This window comes from Streptomyces phaeolivaceus, from assembly GCF_009184865.1.
In the GTDB taxonomy this organism is placed as follows: Bacteria; Actinomycetota; Actinomycetes; order Streptomycetales; family Streptomycetaceae; genus Streptomyces; species Streptomyces phaeolivaceus.
Genome location: NZ_CP045096.1, coordinates 1,777,652 through 1,791,265, shown reverse-complemented (window position 1 = coordinate 1,791,265; position 13,614 = coordinate 1,777,652). Strand labels below are relative to the sequence as shown.

The following is a 13,614-nucleotide window of genomic DNA, read 5'->3' as shown; positions in this document are numbered from 1 at the left end:
CAGAAGTTCGAAAAGTGGTCTATGGTGGAGGCGGGAAGGCTGGGAACTGATGTTCGAGTCGAGTGATCGACCGAGTACGGGAGGTGCGTGTGCCGGGGTTCACGCATCTGCGCACCGTCTCCGGGTTCTCCCTCCGATACGGGGCCTCGCATCCGGAGCGGCTGGCCGAGCGCGCCTCCGGGCGGGGCATGGACGCCCTCGCGCTCACCGACCGGGACACCCTCGCGGGGGCGGTCCGGTTCGCCAAGGCCTGCGCCGGGGCCGGGATCCGTCCGCTGTTCGGGGTGGAGCTGGCGGTGGAGGTGCCCGCGCTCGTGTCCGGCGCCGCGCCCGGCGCCGGACGGCAGGCCCGGCGGCGTGCCCCCGTGCGCGGCGGTGCCTTCGTCGACGAGTCGACTCCTCGGGCGACGTTCCTCGCGCGCGAGGGTGCGAGCGGCTGGGCCGAGCTGTGCAGAATCGTTTCGGCGGCGCATGCGGGAGGTGGTCCGGGCGGGGGCAGGACCGAGACTCCACCGCTGCTGCCCTGGGCGGAGTGCGCCGCCGAGGGCCTGACCGTGCTGCTCGGCCCCGCCTCCGACGTGGGGCGCGCGCTGGCCGCCGGGCGCCCCGACCGCGCCGCGAGACTCCTCGGACCCTGGCGGGAGCGGTACGGCGACGCCCTGCGGCTGGAGGCGGTGTGGCACGGCCGTGAGGGCACCGGCCCCGGCTCGCTGCGGCTGGCCGCCCGGACCGTCGGCTTCGCCGCCGAGCAGCGCGTACGGCCCGTGCTCAGCAACGCCGTACGGTACGCCGACCCCGGGATGGGCCCGGTCGCCGACGTTCTGGACGCGGCCCGGCGGCTCGTCCCCGTCGACCCCAGGGGCGAGCTGGACTCCGGGGAGGCCTGGCTCAAGGGCGCGGACGCCATGCTGGGTGTCGCCGAGCGGGTGGTCGAGGCCGCCGGATACCGCCGTGACACCGCGTACCGGCTGCTGGAGCAGACCCGGGCCACGGCCGCCGAGTGTCTGGTCGACCCGGAGGACGACCTCGGCCTCGGCACCGTCCACTTCCCCGAGCCGCGTCTCGTCGGCGCGGGCCGCCGCACCGCCCAGCGGGCGCTGGCCTCACGGGCGGCGGCCGGGATGGTGCGGCACGGCTACGGCGCCCGGCACGCGTACTGGGAGCGGATGCACCGGGAGCTGGACGTGATCGCCCACCACGGCGTCGCCTCCTACTTCCTGACGGTCGCTCAAGTCGTCGACGACGTGAGGAAGATGGGCATCCGGGTCGCCGCGCGCGGCTCCGGCGCGGGCTCCCTGGTGAACCACCTCCTGGACATCGCGCACGCCGATCCCGTCGAACACGGCCTGCTGATGGAGCGGTTCCTGTCCAGGCGCCGGGTCGTGCTGCCCGACATCGACATCGACGTGGAGTCCGCGCGCCGTCTGGAGGTCTACCGCGCGATCATCGCCCGGTTCGGCACCGAGCGGGTGGCGACCGTCGCGATGCCGGAGACGTACCGCGTCCGGCACGCCGTCCGCGACGTGGGCGCGGCCCTCTCCCTGGACCCCGCCGACATCGACCGGATCGCCAAGTCCTTCCCGCACATCAGGGCACGGGACGCGCGCGCGGCGCTCGAAGAGCTGCCCGAACTCAGGCAGTTGGCGGGGGAGTTCCAGCGGGAAGGAGCGAAGTACGGCCGACTGTGGGAGCTGGTCGAGGCGCTGGACGCCCTCCCGCGCGGAGTCGCCATGCACCCGTGCGGGGTGCTCCTCTCCGACGCGTCCCTGCTCCGCCGTACGCCGGTGATGCCGACCAGCGGCGAGGGGTTCCCCATGTCCCAGTTCGACAAGGACGACGTCGAGGACCTCGGGCTGCTCAAGCTCGACGTCCTGGGCGTGCGGATGCAGTCGGCGATGGCGCACGCGGTGGCGGAGGTGGCGCGGGCCACGGGGGAGCGGGTCGACCTGGACGCGCTCGACTTCGAGCGCGGGGCCGGCGATCCGGCGACGTACGAACTCATCCGTTCCACCGAGACGTTGGGCTGCTTCCAGATCGAGTCGCCGGGGCAGCGGGACCTGGTGGGGCGGCTCCAGCCGGCCACCTTCCACGACCTCGTGGTCGACATCTCCCTCTTCCGGCCGGGGCCGGTCGCCGCCGACATGGTGCGGCCGTTCATCGCGGCCCGGCACGGGCGGGCGCCGATCCGCTATCCGCACGAGGATCTGGCGGAGCCGCTGCGGGAGACGTACGGCGTGGTCGTCTTCCATGAGCAGATCATCGACATCGTGCACCTGATGACCGGCTGCGGCCGGGACGAGGCGGACCGGGTGCGGCGCGGGCTGTCCGACCCCGAGTCGCAGGGGCGGATCCGGGTCTGGTTCGCGCAGCACGCGGCGGCGAAGGGGTACGACGCCGAGACGATCGGGCGGACCTGGGAGATCGTCGAGGCCTTCGGGTCGTACGGCTTCTGCAAGGCGCACGCGGTGGCGTTCGCGGTGCCGACGTACCAGTCGGCGTGGCTGAAGACGCATCATCCGGCGGCGTTCTACGCGGGGCTGCTCACCCATGACCCCGGGATGTATCCGAAGCGGCTGCTGCTGGCGGACGCGCGGCGGCGGGGGGTGCCGATCCTGCCGTTGGACGTGAACCGGTCGGCGGTCGCCCACCGTATCGAACTGGTGTCTGAATCAAGGGGTTCGGGGACGGGTTCTGGTTCGGGAGAGGTGAAGGTGTGGGGGGTCCGGCTCGCGCTCTCCGATGTGCATGGCATCAGTGAGGCCGAGGCGGCGCGGATCGTGGACGGGCAGCCGTACGCCTCGCTGCTGGACTTCTGGGAGCGGGCGCGGCCGAGCCGGCCGCTGGCCGGACGGCTGGCGCAGGTGGGCGCGTTGGACGCGTTCGGGGCCAACCGGCGTGATCTGCAACTGCACTTGACCGAGCTGCAGCGGAGCGGCCGGGGTGCGGGCGGTGGGCAGTTGCCTTTGGCGGGTGGGCGGCGGACCGCGTCGGCCGGGCTGCCGGACCTGTCCTCCGCCGAGCGGCTCAGCGCCGAGCTGGGCGTGCTGTCGATGGACGTCTCACGCAATCTGATGGACGACCACCGGGCGTTCCTCGACGAGCTGGGCGTGGTGTCGGCGCGGCGGCTGCGCGAGGCGCGGCACGGCGAGACGGTACTGGTCGCGGGCGCCAAGGCGGCGACCCAGACCCCGCCGATCCGCTCCGGCAAGCGGGTCGTCTTCACCACCCTCGACGACGGCACCGGCCTGGTCGACCTCGCCTTCTTCGACGACTCCCACGACGCCTGCGCCCACACCGTCTTCCACTCCTGGCTGCTGCTGGTGCGCGGGGTGGTGCAGCGGCGCGGCCCGCGCAGCCTCAGCGTGGTGGGCGCGGCGGCCTGGAACCTCGCCGAGCTGGTGGAACTGCGGCGCGAGGGCGGCCTCGACGCGGTCGCGCCCCGGCTGGCGGAGCCGGAGCCCCTGGACACCGGGGGTGTTCCGGGGAGCGGTGACAGCGACGGCGGGCGGCGCGGCGACCCGGGCCGCCGGATCCGGATGCCCACCGGCTACGAGATGCATCCATGGGCCGATCTGCGGCCCGCGGGCGAAGAGCCCTCACAAGGTCCTTCTCAGGTACGGAAGTTGTGGCACCAGAGTCCAGGGAGTGCGGGATGACCATCCTCTGCGTACGTTTCCAGTTGCCGCCGAGGTACGAGGCCGCGCTGCCCGGTCTCCTCGGGCTGGTCGAGGACTTCACCCCGGTCGTCCAGGCGCTGCCGCCCGACGGGGCGCTGGCCGATCTGCGGGGCGCCGAACGGTACTTCGGTCGGGACGCCGAGGAACTGGCCCGGCTGATCCGGGTCCGCGCCCTCGCGCTGTACGGCGTCGACTGCCTGATCGGCGCCGGGCCCGGACCGCTGACGGCACGGCTGGCGCTGGGCGCGGCGGCGCCGGGTGTGCCGTGCGCGGTGCCCGAGGACCTGGTCGTCGACTTCCTCGCCGAACTGCCGGTCGGCGCGCTGCCCGGCGTCGGCACCGCGACCGCCCGCACCCTGCGCGAGTACGGCCTCGACACCCTCGGCGCGGTCGCCTGCGCGCCCCTGTCCACGCTCCAGCGCCTGGTCGGCGCGCGGACCGGCCGCGAACTGCGCGAGAAGGCGAGCGGCGTCGACCGGAGCCGGGTCGTACCCAACGCCGCCGCCCGCTCCCTCGCCACCGAACACCCCTTCCCCCTCGACGAGTTGAACCCCGACCGGCACCGCCGCGCCCTGCTCGCCGGCACCGGGGAACTGGGCTCCCGGCTGCGCGCCCTGGACAAGGTCTGCCGCACCCTGACCCTCACCGTCCGCTACGCCGACCGCACGTCCACCAGCCGCACCCGCACCCTCAAGGAGCCGACCGCCCACTCCCCGGCGCTCACCGCGACGGCCTACTCCCTGTACGACGCCCTCGGCCTCCAGCGCGCCCGCGTCCGCGCGATCGCCCTCCGCGCCGAGGGCCTCACCCCCGCCGACCAGGCCTCCCATCAGCTCGCCTTCGACCCGGTCGACGAGAAGGTCCGCCGTATCGAGGAGGTCGCGGACCGCGCACGGGAGAAGTTCGGCCCGCACGCGGTGATCCCGGGGGCGCTGGCCGCGTAGCCCTCGGGGTCGCCCGCGCCCGGGAGTGGGCCGACGCGCTCGGCAGGGCGGGTGAATTACGGGTGTTGTGGGAGCGATTGGGATTGATCGCGCCCTACGGTCCCCTCAGGCCCGCCTGGTGACGGTTCGACGTCACGTGTCAGTACTTTCCGGTCGTCAACGGTCATCACTTGAAGTTTTTACTGACGCGTAACTTCCTACTTTTTCTACTCGCCCGTAACTTGGCGAATTAGAACAGCATCCTCGTGATCCGGATCACAGGGCGAACGCCGTCGCACGTCCCTTGAGCCGCAAGGAGATCACCCGATGCTGCCCTGGAAGCGCCTGATCAGACCGCTGGCCGCCCTGTGCCTGGCCGCCGCGGCGACCGTCGTCCCCGCCACCGCCGCCGAGGCCGCCGACACGGCCGCCGCGACCTCCCGTGGCTGGAACGACTACTCCTGCAAACCCTCCGCCGCCCACCCCCGCCCCGTCGTCCTCGTCCACGGCACGTTCGCGAACTCCGTCGACAACTGGCTGGGCCTCGCGCCGTACCTCGTGAACCGGGGCTACTGCGTCTACTCCCTCGACTACGGCCAGCTCCCCGGCGTCGCCTTCTTCAACGGGCTCGGCCCCATCGACAAGTCGGCGGAGCAGCTGGACGCCTTCGTCGACCGGGTGCTCGCCGCGACCGGCGCCGCCGAGGCCGACCTCGTCGGTCACTCGCAGGGCGGCATGATGCCCCGCTACTACCTCAAGTTCCTCGGCGGAGCCGCGGAGGTGAACGCCCTCGTCGGTATCGCCCCTTCCAACCACGGCACCACCCTGAACGGCCTCACCCAACTCCTCGACCACTTCCCCGGCGCCGGAGACCTGCTGTCCAGCGCCACCCCCGCCCTCGCCGACCAGGTGGTGGGCTCCCCCTTCCTCACCAAGCTCAACGCGGGCGGTGACACCGTCCCCGGCGTCACGTACACGGTCCTCGCCACCAAGTACGACGAGGTGGTCACGCCGTACCGGTCCCAGTTCCTCGTCGGGCCGAACGTACGCAACATCGTCATCCAGGACCTCTGCGCGCTCGACCTCTCCGAGCACGCGGCGATCGGGCTCCTCGACCGCATCGCCTTCCACGAGGTCACCAACGCCCTCGACCCGGCCCACGCCACCCCGACGACCTGCCTCTCGGCCGTCGGCTGACACCTGCCGGTACGTTCCGCCGGGGCCTGTCCGGCCTGAGCCGCCCGACAGGCCCCGGAAGTTCCCCGTCCCGGTCAGCGGCCGTGCCGGCCGCCGGCCGTCGCGCGCCGGCGGGCCGCGGCGAAGAGGAGGGAGGACCCGGCCGCCAGAACGGCCGCGCCGCCGAGGGCCAGATACGCGGTCCTGTCGTCGCCGCCGGTGTCGGCGAGCCCCTCCTTGCCCCCGGCGGGCTCCGCGAGGCCGTTCCCCGCGCCCGACCCGTCGGCCGTCGTCGACTTCGCGGTCGGTGACGCGCCGGCGGAGGCCCTGCCGGCGGCGTCCTTCACCGCCGACTTCTCCGATGCCTTCGGGGTCTTCGGGGTCGGGTCCGTCGTGGTGTCCGGGTCGTCGTCGCCGTGGCCGCCGTGCTCGACGGTCGACTCGTCGGCGCCGTCCTCGATCTGCTCCTCGGAGGGCGCGGAGGCGCTGCCGTCGCCCGTCCTGCCGCCGCCGAAGGTGACGTCCGAGCAGGAGTAGAACGCCTCCGGGCTGTCCGAGCGCTGCCAGACCGCGTACAGCACGTGCTTGCCGGAGCGCTGCGGGAGGGTGCCGGAGAACGTGTAGAAACCGCCCGACGCGGCCGGGTCGGTGGCCCTCGCGACCGGGTGCGCGAGGTCGAGGTCGTCCCAGGCGAGCGGCCGGGACGGGTCGTGGCCGGGCTTGGTGACGTACACCTCGACGGTGCCCTTGTGCGGGGCCGTCACCCGGTACCTGAACGTGGACGATCCGGCGCGCACGCTCGTCGTCGGCCAGTCGGCGCGGGCCAGGTCGAGGCCCCTGAACGCCTCGTTGCCCGCGCTGCACAGCTCGCCGTCCGGAATGAGCCGCCGGTGGCGGCCGGCCGCCTCGCCGATCCTGACGCCGTTCCAGTCGTAGAGCGCCTGGGTGCCGCCGGCCGCGACCGCCGCCGCGCAGGCCGCCGACCTCGGGCTCTCGGGGCCCTCCGCGTAGCACTGGGCGACCCGGCTCACCGGGTCGCCCATCGAACCGTGCGCCGCGGCCGGTCCGGCGGCGAGCGCGGTCAGGGCGAGGGGGACGGCGGTGGCCGCCCCGACCGCACCGACGACCCGTGCGGTGGCGGACGCGGGGGCCTTGCGGCGGGCAGCGGGCATGGCGGGCACTCCTCGGGACGGGGCCGATCAGCAAGCTAGCCCCAAGAAACCGCGGAATCGCCTGCTGGGAGCGGGTGCGCGCGATCCTTATGGTGGCGTTAAGGATGGGCTAACCGAGGGCTGAGGAAAGCCCGTTGAGAAGCCGCCCCGCAGAACAGGGCCCGAAGATCTGATTCTTACCTCGGTGCGTGAGACTGGGTGCCGTTCGTGTCCGTCGCAGAGAAGGGAACCCGCGCATGACCGCCGTACGCGGAACGACCGTGGACATCACCACCGAGGACGGCACCGCCGACGCCTACCTCGTCCACCCCGACGACGACGCCGCGCATCCGGCGGTCCTGTTCTACATGGACGCGTTCGGGATACGGCCGCATCTGAGGGCGATGGCCGACCGACTGGCCGGAGCCGGGTACACCGTCCTGGTACCGAACGTCTTCTACCGGTCGGGACGGACCCCGGTGTTCGATCTCCCCGAGTTCATCGACCCGGCCGCGCGTCCGCAGATGTGGGACCGGATCCTGCCGGTCATGCTGACGCTGACACCGGAACTCGCGCTGCGGGACGCGGCGGGGTACCTGGGGTGGCTGGCCGACAGCCCGCGCGCCGCCGCCGGGCCCGTCGGGATCACCGGGTACTGCATGGGCGCCCGGCTGGCGCTGTACACCGCGGGCGAGTTCCCGGAGCGGGTCGCCGCCGCGGCCGGCTTCCACGGTGGGCGTCTCGCGACCGACGACCCGGACAGCCCGCACCTGGCGGCGGCCCGGATCACCGGTGAGGTGTACCTCGGGCACGCCGACGGGGACCCGTCCCTGCCGCCGGAGCAGATCGACCTGCTCGACAAGACGCTCACCGAGGCGGGCGTCCGCCACCGCACCGAGGTCTACGCGGGCGCCTCGCACGGCTACACGCAGTCCGACACCGCCGCGTACGACGCCGAGGCGACGGAACGCCACTGGGACGCGCTGCTGGAGTTGCTGGACCGCGCGCTGACGCGGCCCGGGGGCTGACGGCGGGCCGCCCGGTACGGACGGCCCCTGGAGTTCGTGGTCACGCGCGCGTGCTCAGCCGTCCGGCCACCAGGTGCGCGCGATGTCCTTTCGCACTTCCCGGCGCTCGACGGGGCGTTCGTCGGCCTCGTCCCGCACCCGGCGGGACGAGGACTTCCTCAGGGGCTTCTGCACGGTCGTACGGCGCATGGCTGCCTCCTTGCGTCTACCGGGTTCCGCGTTCTCACGGAGGTAGACCCGTTCCGGGAGCGTTACTCATCGTTCGTTCTCTGTCAGTGGCGGCTGTCACCATCTGGACTGTCAGTGGCAGGTGTCACTCTGGCGGCATGACCAACATCGACGACGGTGAAACCTCCCCGGGCCCTCGAACACCGAATAAACCGGCGGCAGATGACTCTTCGGAGCCCGTCGACTGGGACGCGGAAGCCCCCTCCTTCGACGAGGAACCCGATCATGGTTTGCGGGAACCCGCCGTCCGGGCGGCCTGGGCGGCCCGGTTGCGGGACTGGCTGCCGCGCCGCCCCTCCGACGTGCTCGACCTCGGCTGCGGCACCGGCAGCCTGTCACTCCTCGCGACCGAGCAGGGGCACCGGGTGACCGGAATCGACACCTCCACGGCCATGGTCGCCCTCGCCCGCGCCAAACTCGCCGGGCGCCCCGCCGTGTTCCTCGTCGGCGACGCGGCGGCACCGCCCGTGGGGGAGGAGCGGTTCGACGTGATCCTCGTCCGCCATGTGCTGTGGACCCTGCCCGACCCGGGCCGCGCCCTCCGCCACTGGTGCGGACTGCTGCGGCCCGGGGGGCGGCTCGTGCTGGTCGAGGGGGTGTGGGGCACGGTCGGTCCGGTGGGGATACCCGCCGAGCGGCTGTACGGGCTGCTCGCGCCGCTGGTGTCCGAGGCGGAGGTGGTGCCGCTGGCGGACGACCCCGCGCTGTGGGGGAGGCAGGTCGAGGACGAGCGGTACGCGGTGGTGGCCCGGCTGTGACCGGCTACTCCAGCAGCGCCTCCAGGCCGCCTTCCACGGTGGCGAACACCTCCAGTTCGTCGAGGGCGGTCATGGCCGCCGCCGCGGCCTCCGGGTCGCTCGCCGCGAGCCCGCTCGCCTCGAACTCGTCCTCGTCCAGCCGCAGTACGGTCGCGCCGTCGGCGGAGCGCCACAGGTCCAGGTCGAGGTCCTCGACGACGAGTTCCCCGCCGGAGAGGGTGGCGGGCCTGGTGATGTCGCAGTACCAGCCCTTCAGCCTGCCGTGTGCGTCCCGGACCTCCTTCACGGCGTACCACCGGTCGCGCCAGTAGTACTCGGTGAAGACGTCACCGGGCCCGAACCGTACGAAGCCGAAGTCCCGTACGCCGTCGGTCGCCCAGGCCGCGTGGACCACGACCCGGTTGCCGTCGTCGCTCAGCAGCCGCGCCGGGTAACGGATCTTCGTACGGCCCGCCTTGAGCAGGACGACGTCCAACTCCACGTCCGACTCCACGTCTGACTCCACCACCGGCTCAGCCGAGTTCCCTGACATACCGCACCTCCGTCGCGCAGACCTCGTATCCGAACCACTTGTTGACCGCGAGCATCGGCCCGTTGCCGGCGTCGTTGCCCGTGAACGCCTCCGTACGGCCGGCGGCGCGGGCGCGGTGCAGGGAGTCGTTCTTGGCCAGCTTGGCGAGACCCCGGCCGCGGAAGGCGCGGGCCGTGCCCGTCATCCCGGTGAAGTAGCGGTCCCGGCCGTCCGTACGGACCGCGGTGAACGCGGCGGGTGTGCCGTCCACCACGACCACCGTGCTCAGGACGTGGTCGAGGAGGGGGTGGCGGTAGGTTCCCGCGAGCCACCGCTCGTAGTCGTCGAACTCCGCGTCGAGGTCGCCGGGCTCGTCCGCCGAGGTCTCCGCGTCCAGGTCGAACAGAGGGCGCGGGTCGTCGGCGAAGTCGGCGGCCGTACGCAGTTCCACGCCCGGGGGCGGGGTCCCGAGCGGGGGCAGGGCGCCGTGGGCCAGGTCCAGGCGGAGGAAGTGCGCCGAGCGGCTGGGCGCGTACCCGCGCCGCTCGGCGAACGCGCGGTTCTCCGGGGTGTCCGGCACCCACGACAGCAGCCGCTTCGCCCCCACCCCCGTCAGCCGCTCCTCGGCGGCGCGCACCAGCAGGCCGCCCGCGCCCCGGCGCGCGTGCTCCGGGTGCACATACACGTTCAGGTACCCCTGGCCCGGTACGGGACTGTCGTCGGCGATGCCCAGCTGCACGGTGCCGATCACCTCGCCGTCGGCCTCGGCGACCAGCTGCCCGTAGTGGGCCTCGGGGGTCGCGTGGGCGGCGTCGTGGAGCACGGACCCGGCGGTGGCGACCATGAAGGGCAGGGCCCGGCGCCGTACCTCGGCGAAGGCCTCGGCGTCGGCGGGATCGGAGGCGCGGAGGTCGCGCACGATCGGTGTCATGTGTGCGCACGGTACGCGGGGCGCGAGGTGGGCTGCCTCCGAATTTCCGGCGGGTACGGGACAATCGCCGCGTGACCTTGAAGATTCGCATCGTGGACGGGAGCGCGCCCTACGAGCAGGTGCGCGCCCAGATCTCGGAACAGGCCCGCTCCGGCGCGCTGCCGGTGGGGTACCGACTGCCGACGGTACGGGGGCTCGCCGAGCGGCTCGGGCTGGCGGCCAACACCGTCGCCAAGGCGTACCGCGCGCTGGAGACGGACGGGGTGATCGAGACCCGGGGGCGCAACGGGACGTTCGTCGCGGCGGCCGGCTCCGCCGCGGAGCGTGAGGCGGCGGGCGCCGCGGCGGCGTACGCGGAGCGGGTGCGGCGGCTGGGGCTGAGCGAGGCGCAGGCGTCGGCAGCGGCCCGGGACGCCCTGCGGGCGGCGTACGGGGAGTAGCCCCGGGCCGGGGTTCGCGTCGGTACGGCACCGCCGCGATGCGTCGGCGGCCCCTACCGACCTACAGGTACAGGCCCGCGTCCGCGCCGCCCCTCGGCTCCGGGACCGAGGTCGGGGACGTGCCCCGGCGCAGGGCGTACAGCTCGGCCAGGGTCGCGCCCTCGCGGCCGACACCCTCGTCCGTGCCGAGCCAGGCGACCGCCTCCGCGCGGGTCAGAGCGCCCACCTCGATCCGGGCGAGGCAGCGGCCGGGGCGGACCACGGCGGGGTGCAGCCGCTCCAGGTCCTCGTTGGTGGTGACGCCCACCAGGACGTTGCGGCCCTGGCCGAGCAGGCCGTCCGTGAGGTTCAGCAGCCGGGACAGGGCCTGGCCCGCCGTGTGCTTGGCCTCGCCGCGGATCAGTTCGTCGCAGTCCTCCAGCAGGAGCAGCCGCCAGCGGCCCTTGCCCGTGGAGTCGTCCTCGCCGATGGCGATGTCCATCAGATAGCCGACGTCGGAGAAGAGCCGCTCGGGGTCCAGGACGCAGTCGACCTGGCACCAGTCCCGCCAGGAACGCGCCAGCGTGCGCAGCGCGGACGTCTTGCCGGTGCCGGGCGGGCCGTGCAGCAGCAGGAGGCGGCCCGCGATGTCCTCCGGGGTCGTCTTCATCAGCCGGTCCATGGCGTCCGCCACCGGCGCCGTGTAGTTCGGCCGGACCGCTTCCCAGGTGCCCGCCGAGATCTGCCGGGTCGTACGGTGCGGGCCCCGGCGCGGCGAGACGTACCAGAAGCCCATCGTCACGTTCTCCGGCTGCGGCTCGGGCTCGTCGGCCGCGCCGTCGGTGGCCTGGCCGAGCACCTTCTGGGCCAGCTCGGCGGTGGTCGCGGTGACCGTGACGTCGGCGCCGCGGTTCCAGCGGGAGATCAGCACGGTCCAGCCGTCGCCCTCGGCGAGGGTGGCGCTGCGGTCGTCGTCCCGGGCGGAGCGCAGCACCCGGGCGCCCGGCGGCAGCAGGGTGGCCCCGGACCGTACCCGGTCGATGTTGGCCGCGTGCGCGTGCGGCTGCTCGCCCGTCGCGAAACGGCCGAGGAACAGCGCGTCGACGACATCGGACGGGGAGTCGCTGTCGTCGACGTTGAGCCGGATCGGCAGTGCGTCGTGTGGGTTGGCAGACATGTCGCCATGATCCGTCACCGAAGGCTCCCCGTGCATCCGCTTTCCGTAGTGCGCCAGGAGTGCGCCGGTTGTGCCCCCAGCCGTCGCCCAGGCTGTTCCTCCAGCGGTTCCCCGGCTGTTCCCCCGGCCGTTCCGGCTGTCGTCCGGCTGTCGGTCCGGGCGGAAGCTCCCGCACGGCCGGTCCGCGCGGTTACTGTTGCCCATGATGGGACGTCATGGGTGGAATTCGGGGGACCGGCGGTGGCGGCTCACCGCGCTTCTGGGCGTGGGGGCGGCCGTTCTGGCCCTCGCCGTGACCCTGCTCAGCACACTGCCCGGGAACGGCGGCAGCACCACCGGCACCTCGCCCGACGGCGACAAGGTGCACGGCACGCCCGCCACCCCCTCGGGGGATCTCGGGCCCGATGTGGGGTGGGGCTTCACGCACACCCAGTACAGCGCGGACGAGGGCAGCGGATCCGCCGTCGCACGCGTCGAGAAGCGGCTCGGTGAGCGGCCCCTGCCGCAGATCCAGCACATCATGGGCTGGGGCGCCGGCAACCCCGAACCCGTGAAGGGGCGTTACGACTTCGAGGAGATGGACCGGCGCATCGACTTCGTCCGCGCCACCGGCGGCACGCCCGTCGTCACCCTGTGCTGCGCGCCCGACTGGATGAAGGGCGGCAGATCCGGCGCCGACCGGACCGACTGGAGCCAGACCGCGCTGGAGACCGCGCCCGAGCCGGAGCACTTCGCGGACTACGCCGCCCTCGCCGCGACCGTCGCCAAGCGCTACCCGGACGTCAAGCACTTCATCGTCTGGAACGAGTTCAAGGGCTTCTGGAACAACGCGGAGGCCCGCTGGGACTACGAGGGGTACACCGAGCTGTACAACCTCGTCCACAAGGCCCTGAAGAAGGTCGACGAGGACATCATGGTCGGCGGGCCGTACCTGGTGATGGACAGCCTCGATCCACGGCAGGAGCAGGACGCGTCCACGTCGCTCAAGGGTGACTGGGGTGCCATGGACCAGCGGGTGCTGGACGCCTTCGACTACTGGAACGAGCACAAGGCCGGCGCCGACTTCGTGGTGGTGGACGGGTCCAGCTACAGCAAGGACGACGAGCTGATCCCCGACGAGTTCGCGGCCACCGACAAGTTCACGGCCGTCAGCGAATGGGTGCGGGAGCGGTCCGGTGATCTGCCGCTGTGGTGGGCCGAGTACTACGTCGAACCGGCCGACGGCGACGACAACCGGCACGGCTGGTCCGAGAACCGCAGGGTCGCCGTCCAGGCCTCCGGGCTGATGGCCATGGCCAAGGGCGGGGCGACCTCCGGGTTCTACTGGAACCCCGAGGAGAAGAGCGGGGAGTGCCCCGGGTGTCTGTGGACGCCGACCGACCAGCGGGACGGCGGGCGGGAGTTGCCCATGTACGGGCTGCTGTCCCGGTTCGGGGAGGAGTTCCCGCCGGGGACGGAGTACGAGTCGGTGTCCGTCGCCGCCGACGACAGGCCGAACGTGCGCGTGCTGGCCGACGACAAGGCCGTGCTCGTCGTCAACACCCTCGACCGCAGGATCAGCGCGGACGTCGACGGACAGAAGTTCGACATGGCCGCGTACGAGGTGAAGTGGCTGAAGCGGTGAGCCTCACCGCG

Annotated in this window: 12 protein-coding genes; 7 read left to right on the top strand and 5 right to left on the bottom strand. The window is 72.9% G+C overall.

Annotated elements, in window-relative coordinates; genetic code table 11:
* The first annotated feature begins 89 nt into the window (after positions 1-89).
* The 3 genes from F9278_RS08470 (at position 90) to F9278_RS08460 (ending at position 5,797) form a co-directional block, all read left to right on the top strand.
* Positions 90-3,656 (top strand): DNA polymerase III subunit alpha, encoded by a 3,567-nt coding sequence (locus tag F9278_RS08470; protein WP_152167744.1) that lies wholly within the window; start codon positions 90-92, stop codon positions 3,654-3,656.
* A complete protein-coding gene (locus tag F9278_RS08465) occupies positions 3,653-4,621 on the top strand; it encodes a DNA polymerase Y family protein (RefSeq protein WP_152167743.1) in 969 nt (322 codons plus the stop codon). The genes F9278_RS08470 and F9278_RS08465 overlap by 4 nt, the downstream gene beginning before the upstream one ends.
* Positions 4,622-4,927: 306 nt before the next feature.
* A complete protein-coding gene (locus F9278_RS08460; protein WP_152167742.1) occupies positions 4,928-5,797 on the top strand; it encodes an esterase/lipase family protein in 870 nt (289 codons plus the stop codon).
* A 74-nt stretch (positions 5,798-5,871) separates the two neighbouring features.
* Here F9278_RS08460 and F9278_RS08455 read toward each other — a convergent pair whose 3' ends face one another.
* Complete coding sequence (locus tag F9278_RS08455) at positions 5,872-6,948, bottom strand: lytic polysaccharide monooxygenase auxiliary activity family 9 protein (RefSeq protein ID WP_152167741.1); 1,077 nt, start codon at positions 6,946-6,948, stop codon at positions 5,872-5,874.
* A 236-nt stretch (positions 6,949-7,184) separates the two neighbouring features.
* Between F9278_RS08455 and F9278_RS08450 the strand changes: the two genes are divergently transcribed.
* Positions 7,185-7,955, top strand: a complete 771-nt coding sequence (locus F9278_RS08450; RefSeq protein WP_152167740.1) for a dienelactone hydrolase family protein — start codon at positions 7,185-7,187, stop codon at positions 7,953-7,955.
* A gap of 54 nt (positions 7,956-8,009) precedes the next feature.
* Here the strand turns inward: F9278_RS08450 and F9278_RS48120 are convergent, their stop codons facing one another.
* Positions 8,010-8,144 carry a hypothetical protein gene (locus F9278_RS48120; RefSeq protein ID WP_086785113.1) on the bottom strand — a complete coding sequence of 45 codons (135 nt, stop codon included), beginning with the start codon at positions 8,142-8,144 and terminating at the stop codon, positions 8,010-8,012.
* A 137-nt stretch (positions 8,145-8,281) separates the two neighbouring features.
* Between F9278_RS48120 and F9278_RS08445 the strand changes: the two genes are divergently transcribed.
* Positions 8,282-8,941 carry a class I SAM-dependent methyltransferase gene (locus F9278_RS08445; RefSeq protein ID WP_152167739.1) on the top strand — a complete coding sequence of 220 codons (660 nt, stop codon included), beginning with the start codon at positions 8,282-8,284 and terminating at the stop codon, positions 8,939-8,941.
* A gap of 4 nt (positions 8,942-8,945) precedes the next feature.
* Here F9278_RS08445 and F9278_RS08440 read toward each other — a convergent pair whose 3' ends face one another.
* Entirely contained in the window at positions 8,946-9,473 is a 528-nt protein-coding gene (locus tag F9278_RS08440; RefSeq protein WP_152167738.1) for a DUF402 domain-containing protein, read from the bottom strand.
* Positions 9,454-10,383 carry a GNAT family N-acetyltransferase gene (locus F9278_RS08435; protein WP_152167737.1) on the bottom strand — a complete coding sequence of 310 codons (930 nt, stop codon included), beginning with the start codon at positions 10,381-10,383 and terminating at the stop codon, positions 9,454-9,456. The genes F9278_RS08440 and F9278_RS08435 overlap by 20 nt, the downstream gene beginning before the upstream one ends.
* Positions 10,384-10,454: 71 nt before the next feature.
* Between F9278_RS08435 and F9278_RS08430 the strand changes: the two genes are divergently transcribed.
* Positions 10,455-10,823: a GntR family transcriptional regulator gene (locus tag F9278_RS08430; protein ID WP_152167736.1), complete on the top strand. Its 369-nt coding sequence runs from the start codon at positions 10,455-10,457 to the stop codon at positions 10,821-10,823.
* A 61-nt stretch (positions 10,824-10,884) separates the two neighbouring features.
* Here the strand turns inward: F9278_RS08430 and F9278_RS08425 are convergent, their stop codons facing one another.
* Positions 10,885-11,979: a DUF5925 domain-containing protein gene (locus tag F9278_RS08425; RefSeq protein WP_152167735.1), complete on the bottom strand. Its 1,095-nt coding sequence runs from the start codon at positions 11,977-11,979 to the stop codon at positions 10,885-10,887.
* Between the two features lie 205 nt (positions 11,980-12,184).
* On the opposite strand from F9278_RS08425, the gene F9278_RS08420 reads away from it, so the two are divergent.
* Positions 12,185-13,603 (top strand): GH39 family glycosyl hydrolase, encoded by a 1,419-nt coding sequence (locus F9278_RS08420; RefSeq protein WP_152173751.1) that lies wholly within the window; start codon positions 12,185-12,187, stop codon positions 13,601-13,603.
* The last annotated feature ends 11 nt before the right edge of the window (positions 13,604-13,614 follow it).

Coding starts and splice junctions, on each gene's coding strand:
- F9278_RS08465 (WP_152167743.1), top strand. CDS start 3,653: ATGACCATCCTCTGCGTACGTTTCCAGTTGCCGCCGAGGTACGAGGCC.
- F9278_RS08460 (WP_152167742.1), top strand. CDS start 4,928: ATGCTGCCCTGGAAGCGCCTGATCAGACCGCTGGCCGCCCTGTGCCTG.
- F9278_RS08455 (WP_152167741.1), bottom strand. CDS start 6,948: ATGCCCGCTGCCCGCCGCAAGGCCCCCGCGTCCGCCACCGCACGGGTC.
- F9278_RS08450 (WP_152167740.1), top strand. CDS start 7,185: ATGACCGCCGTACGCGGAACGACCGTGGACATCACCACCGAGGACGGC.
- F9278_RS48120 (WP_086785113.1), bottom strand. CDS start 8,144: ATGCGCCGTACGACCGTGCAGAAGCCCCTGAGGAAGTCCTCGTCCCGC.
- F9278_RS08445 (WP_152167739.1), top strand. CDS start 8,282: ATGACCAACATCGACGACGGTGAAACCTCCCCGGGCCCTCGAACACCG.
- F9278_RS08440 (WP_152167738.1), bottom strand. CDS start 9,473: ATGTCAGGGAACTCGGCTGAGCCGGTGGTGGAGTCAGACGTGGAGTCG.
- F9278_RS08435 (WP_152167737.1), bottom strand. CDS start 10,383: ATGACACCGATCGTGCGCGACCTCCGCGCCTCCGATCCCGCCGACGCC.
- F9278_RS08425 (WP_152167735.1), bottom strand. CDS start 11,979: ATGTCTGCCAACCCACACGACGCACTGCCGATCCGGCTCAACGTCGAC.
- F9278_RS08420 (WP_152173751.1), top strand. CDS start 12,185: ATGGGACGTCATGGGTGGAATTCGGGGGACCGGCGGTGGCGGCTCACC.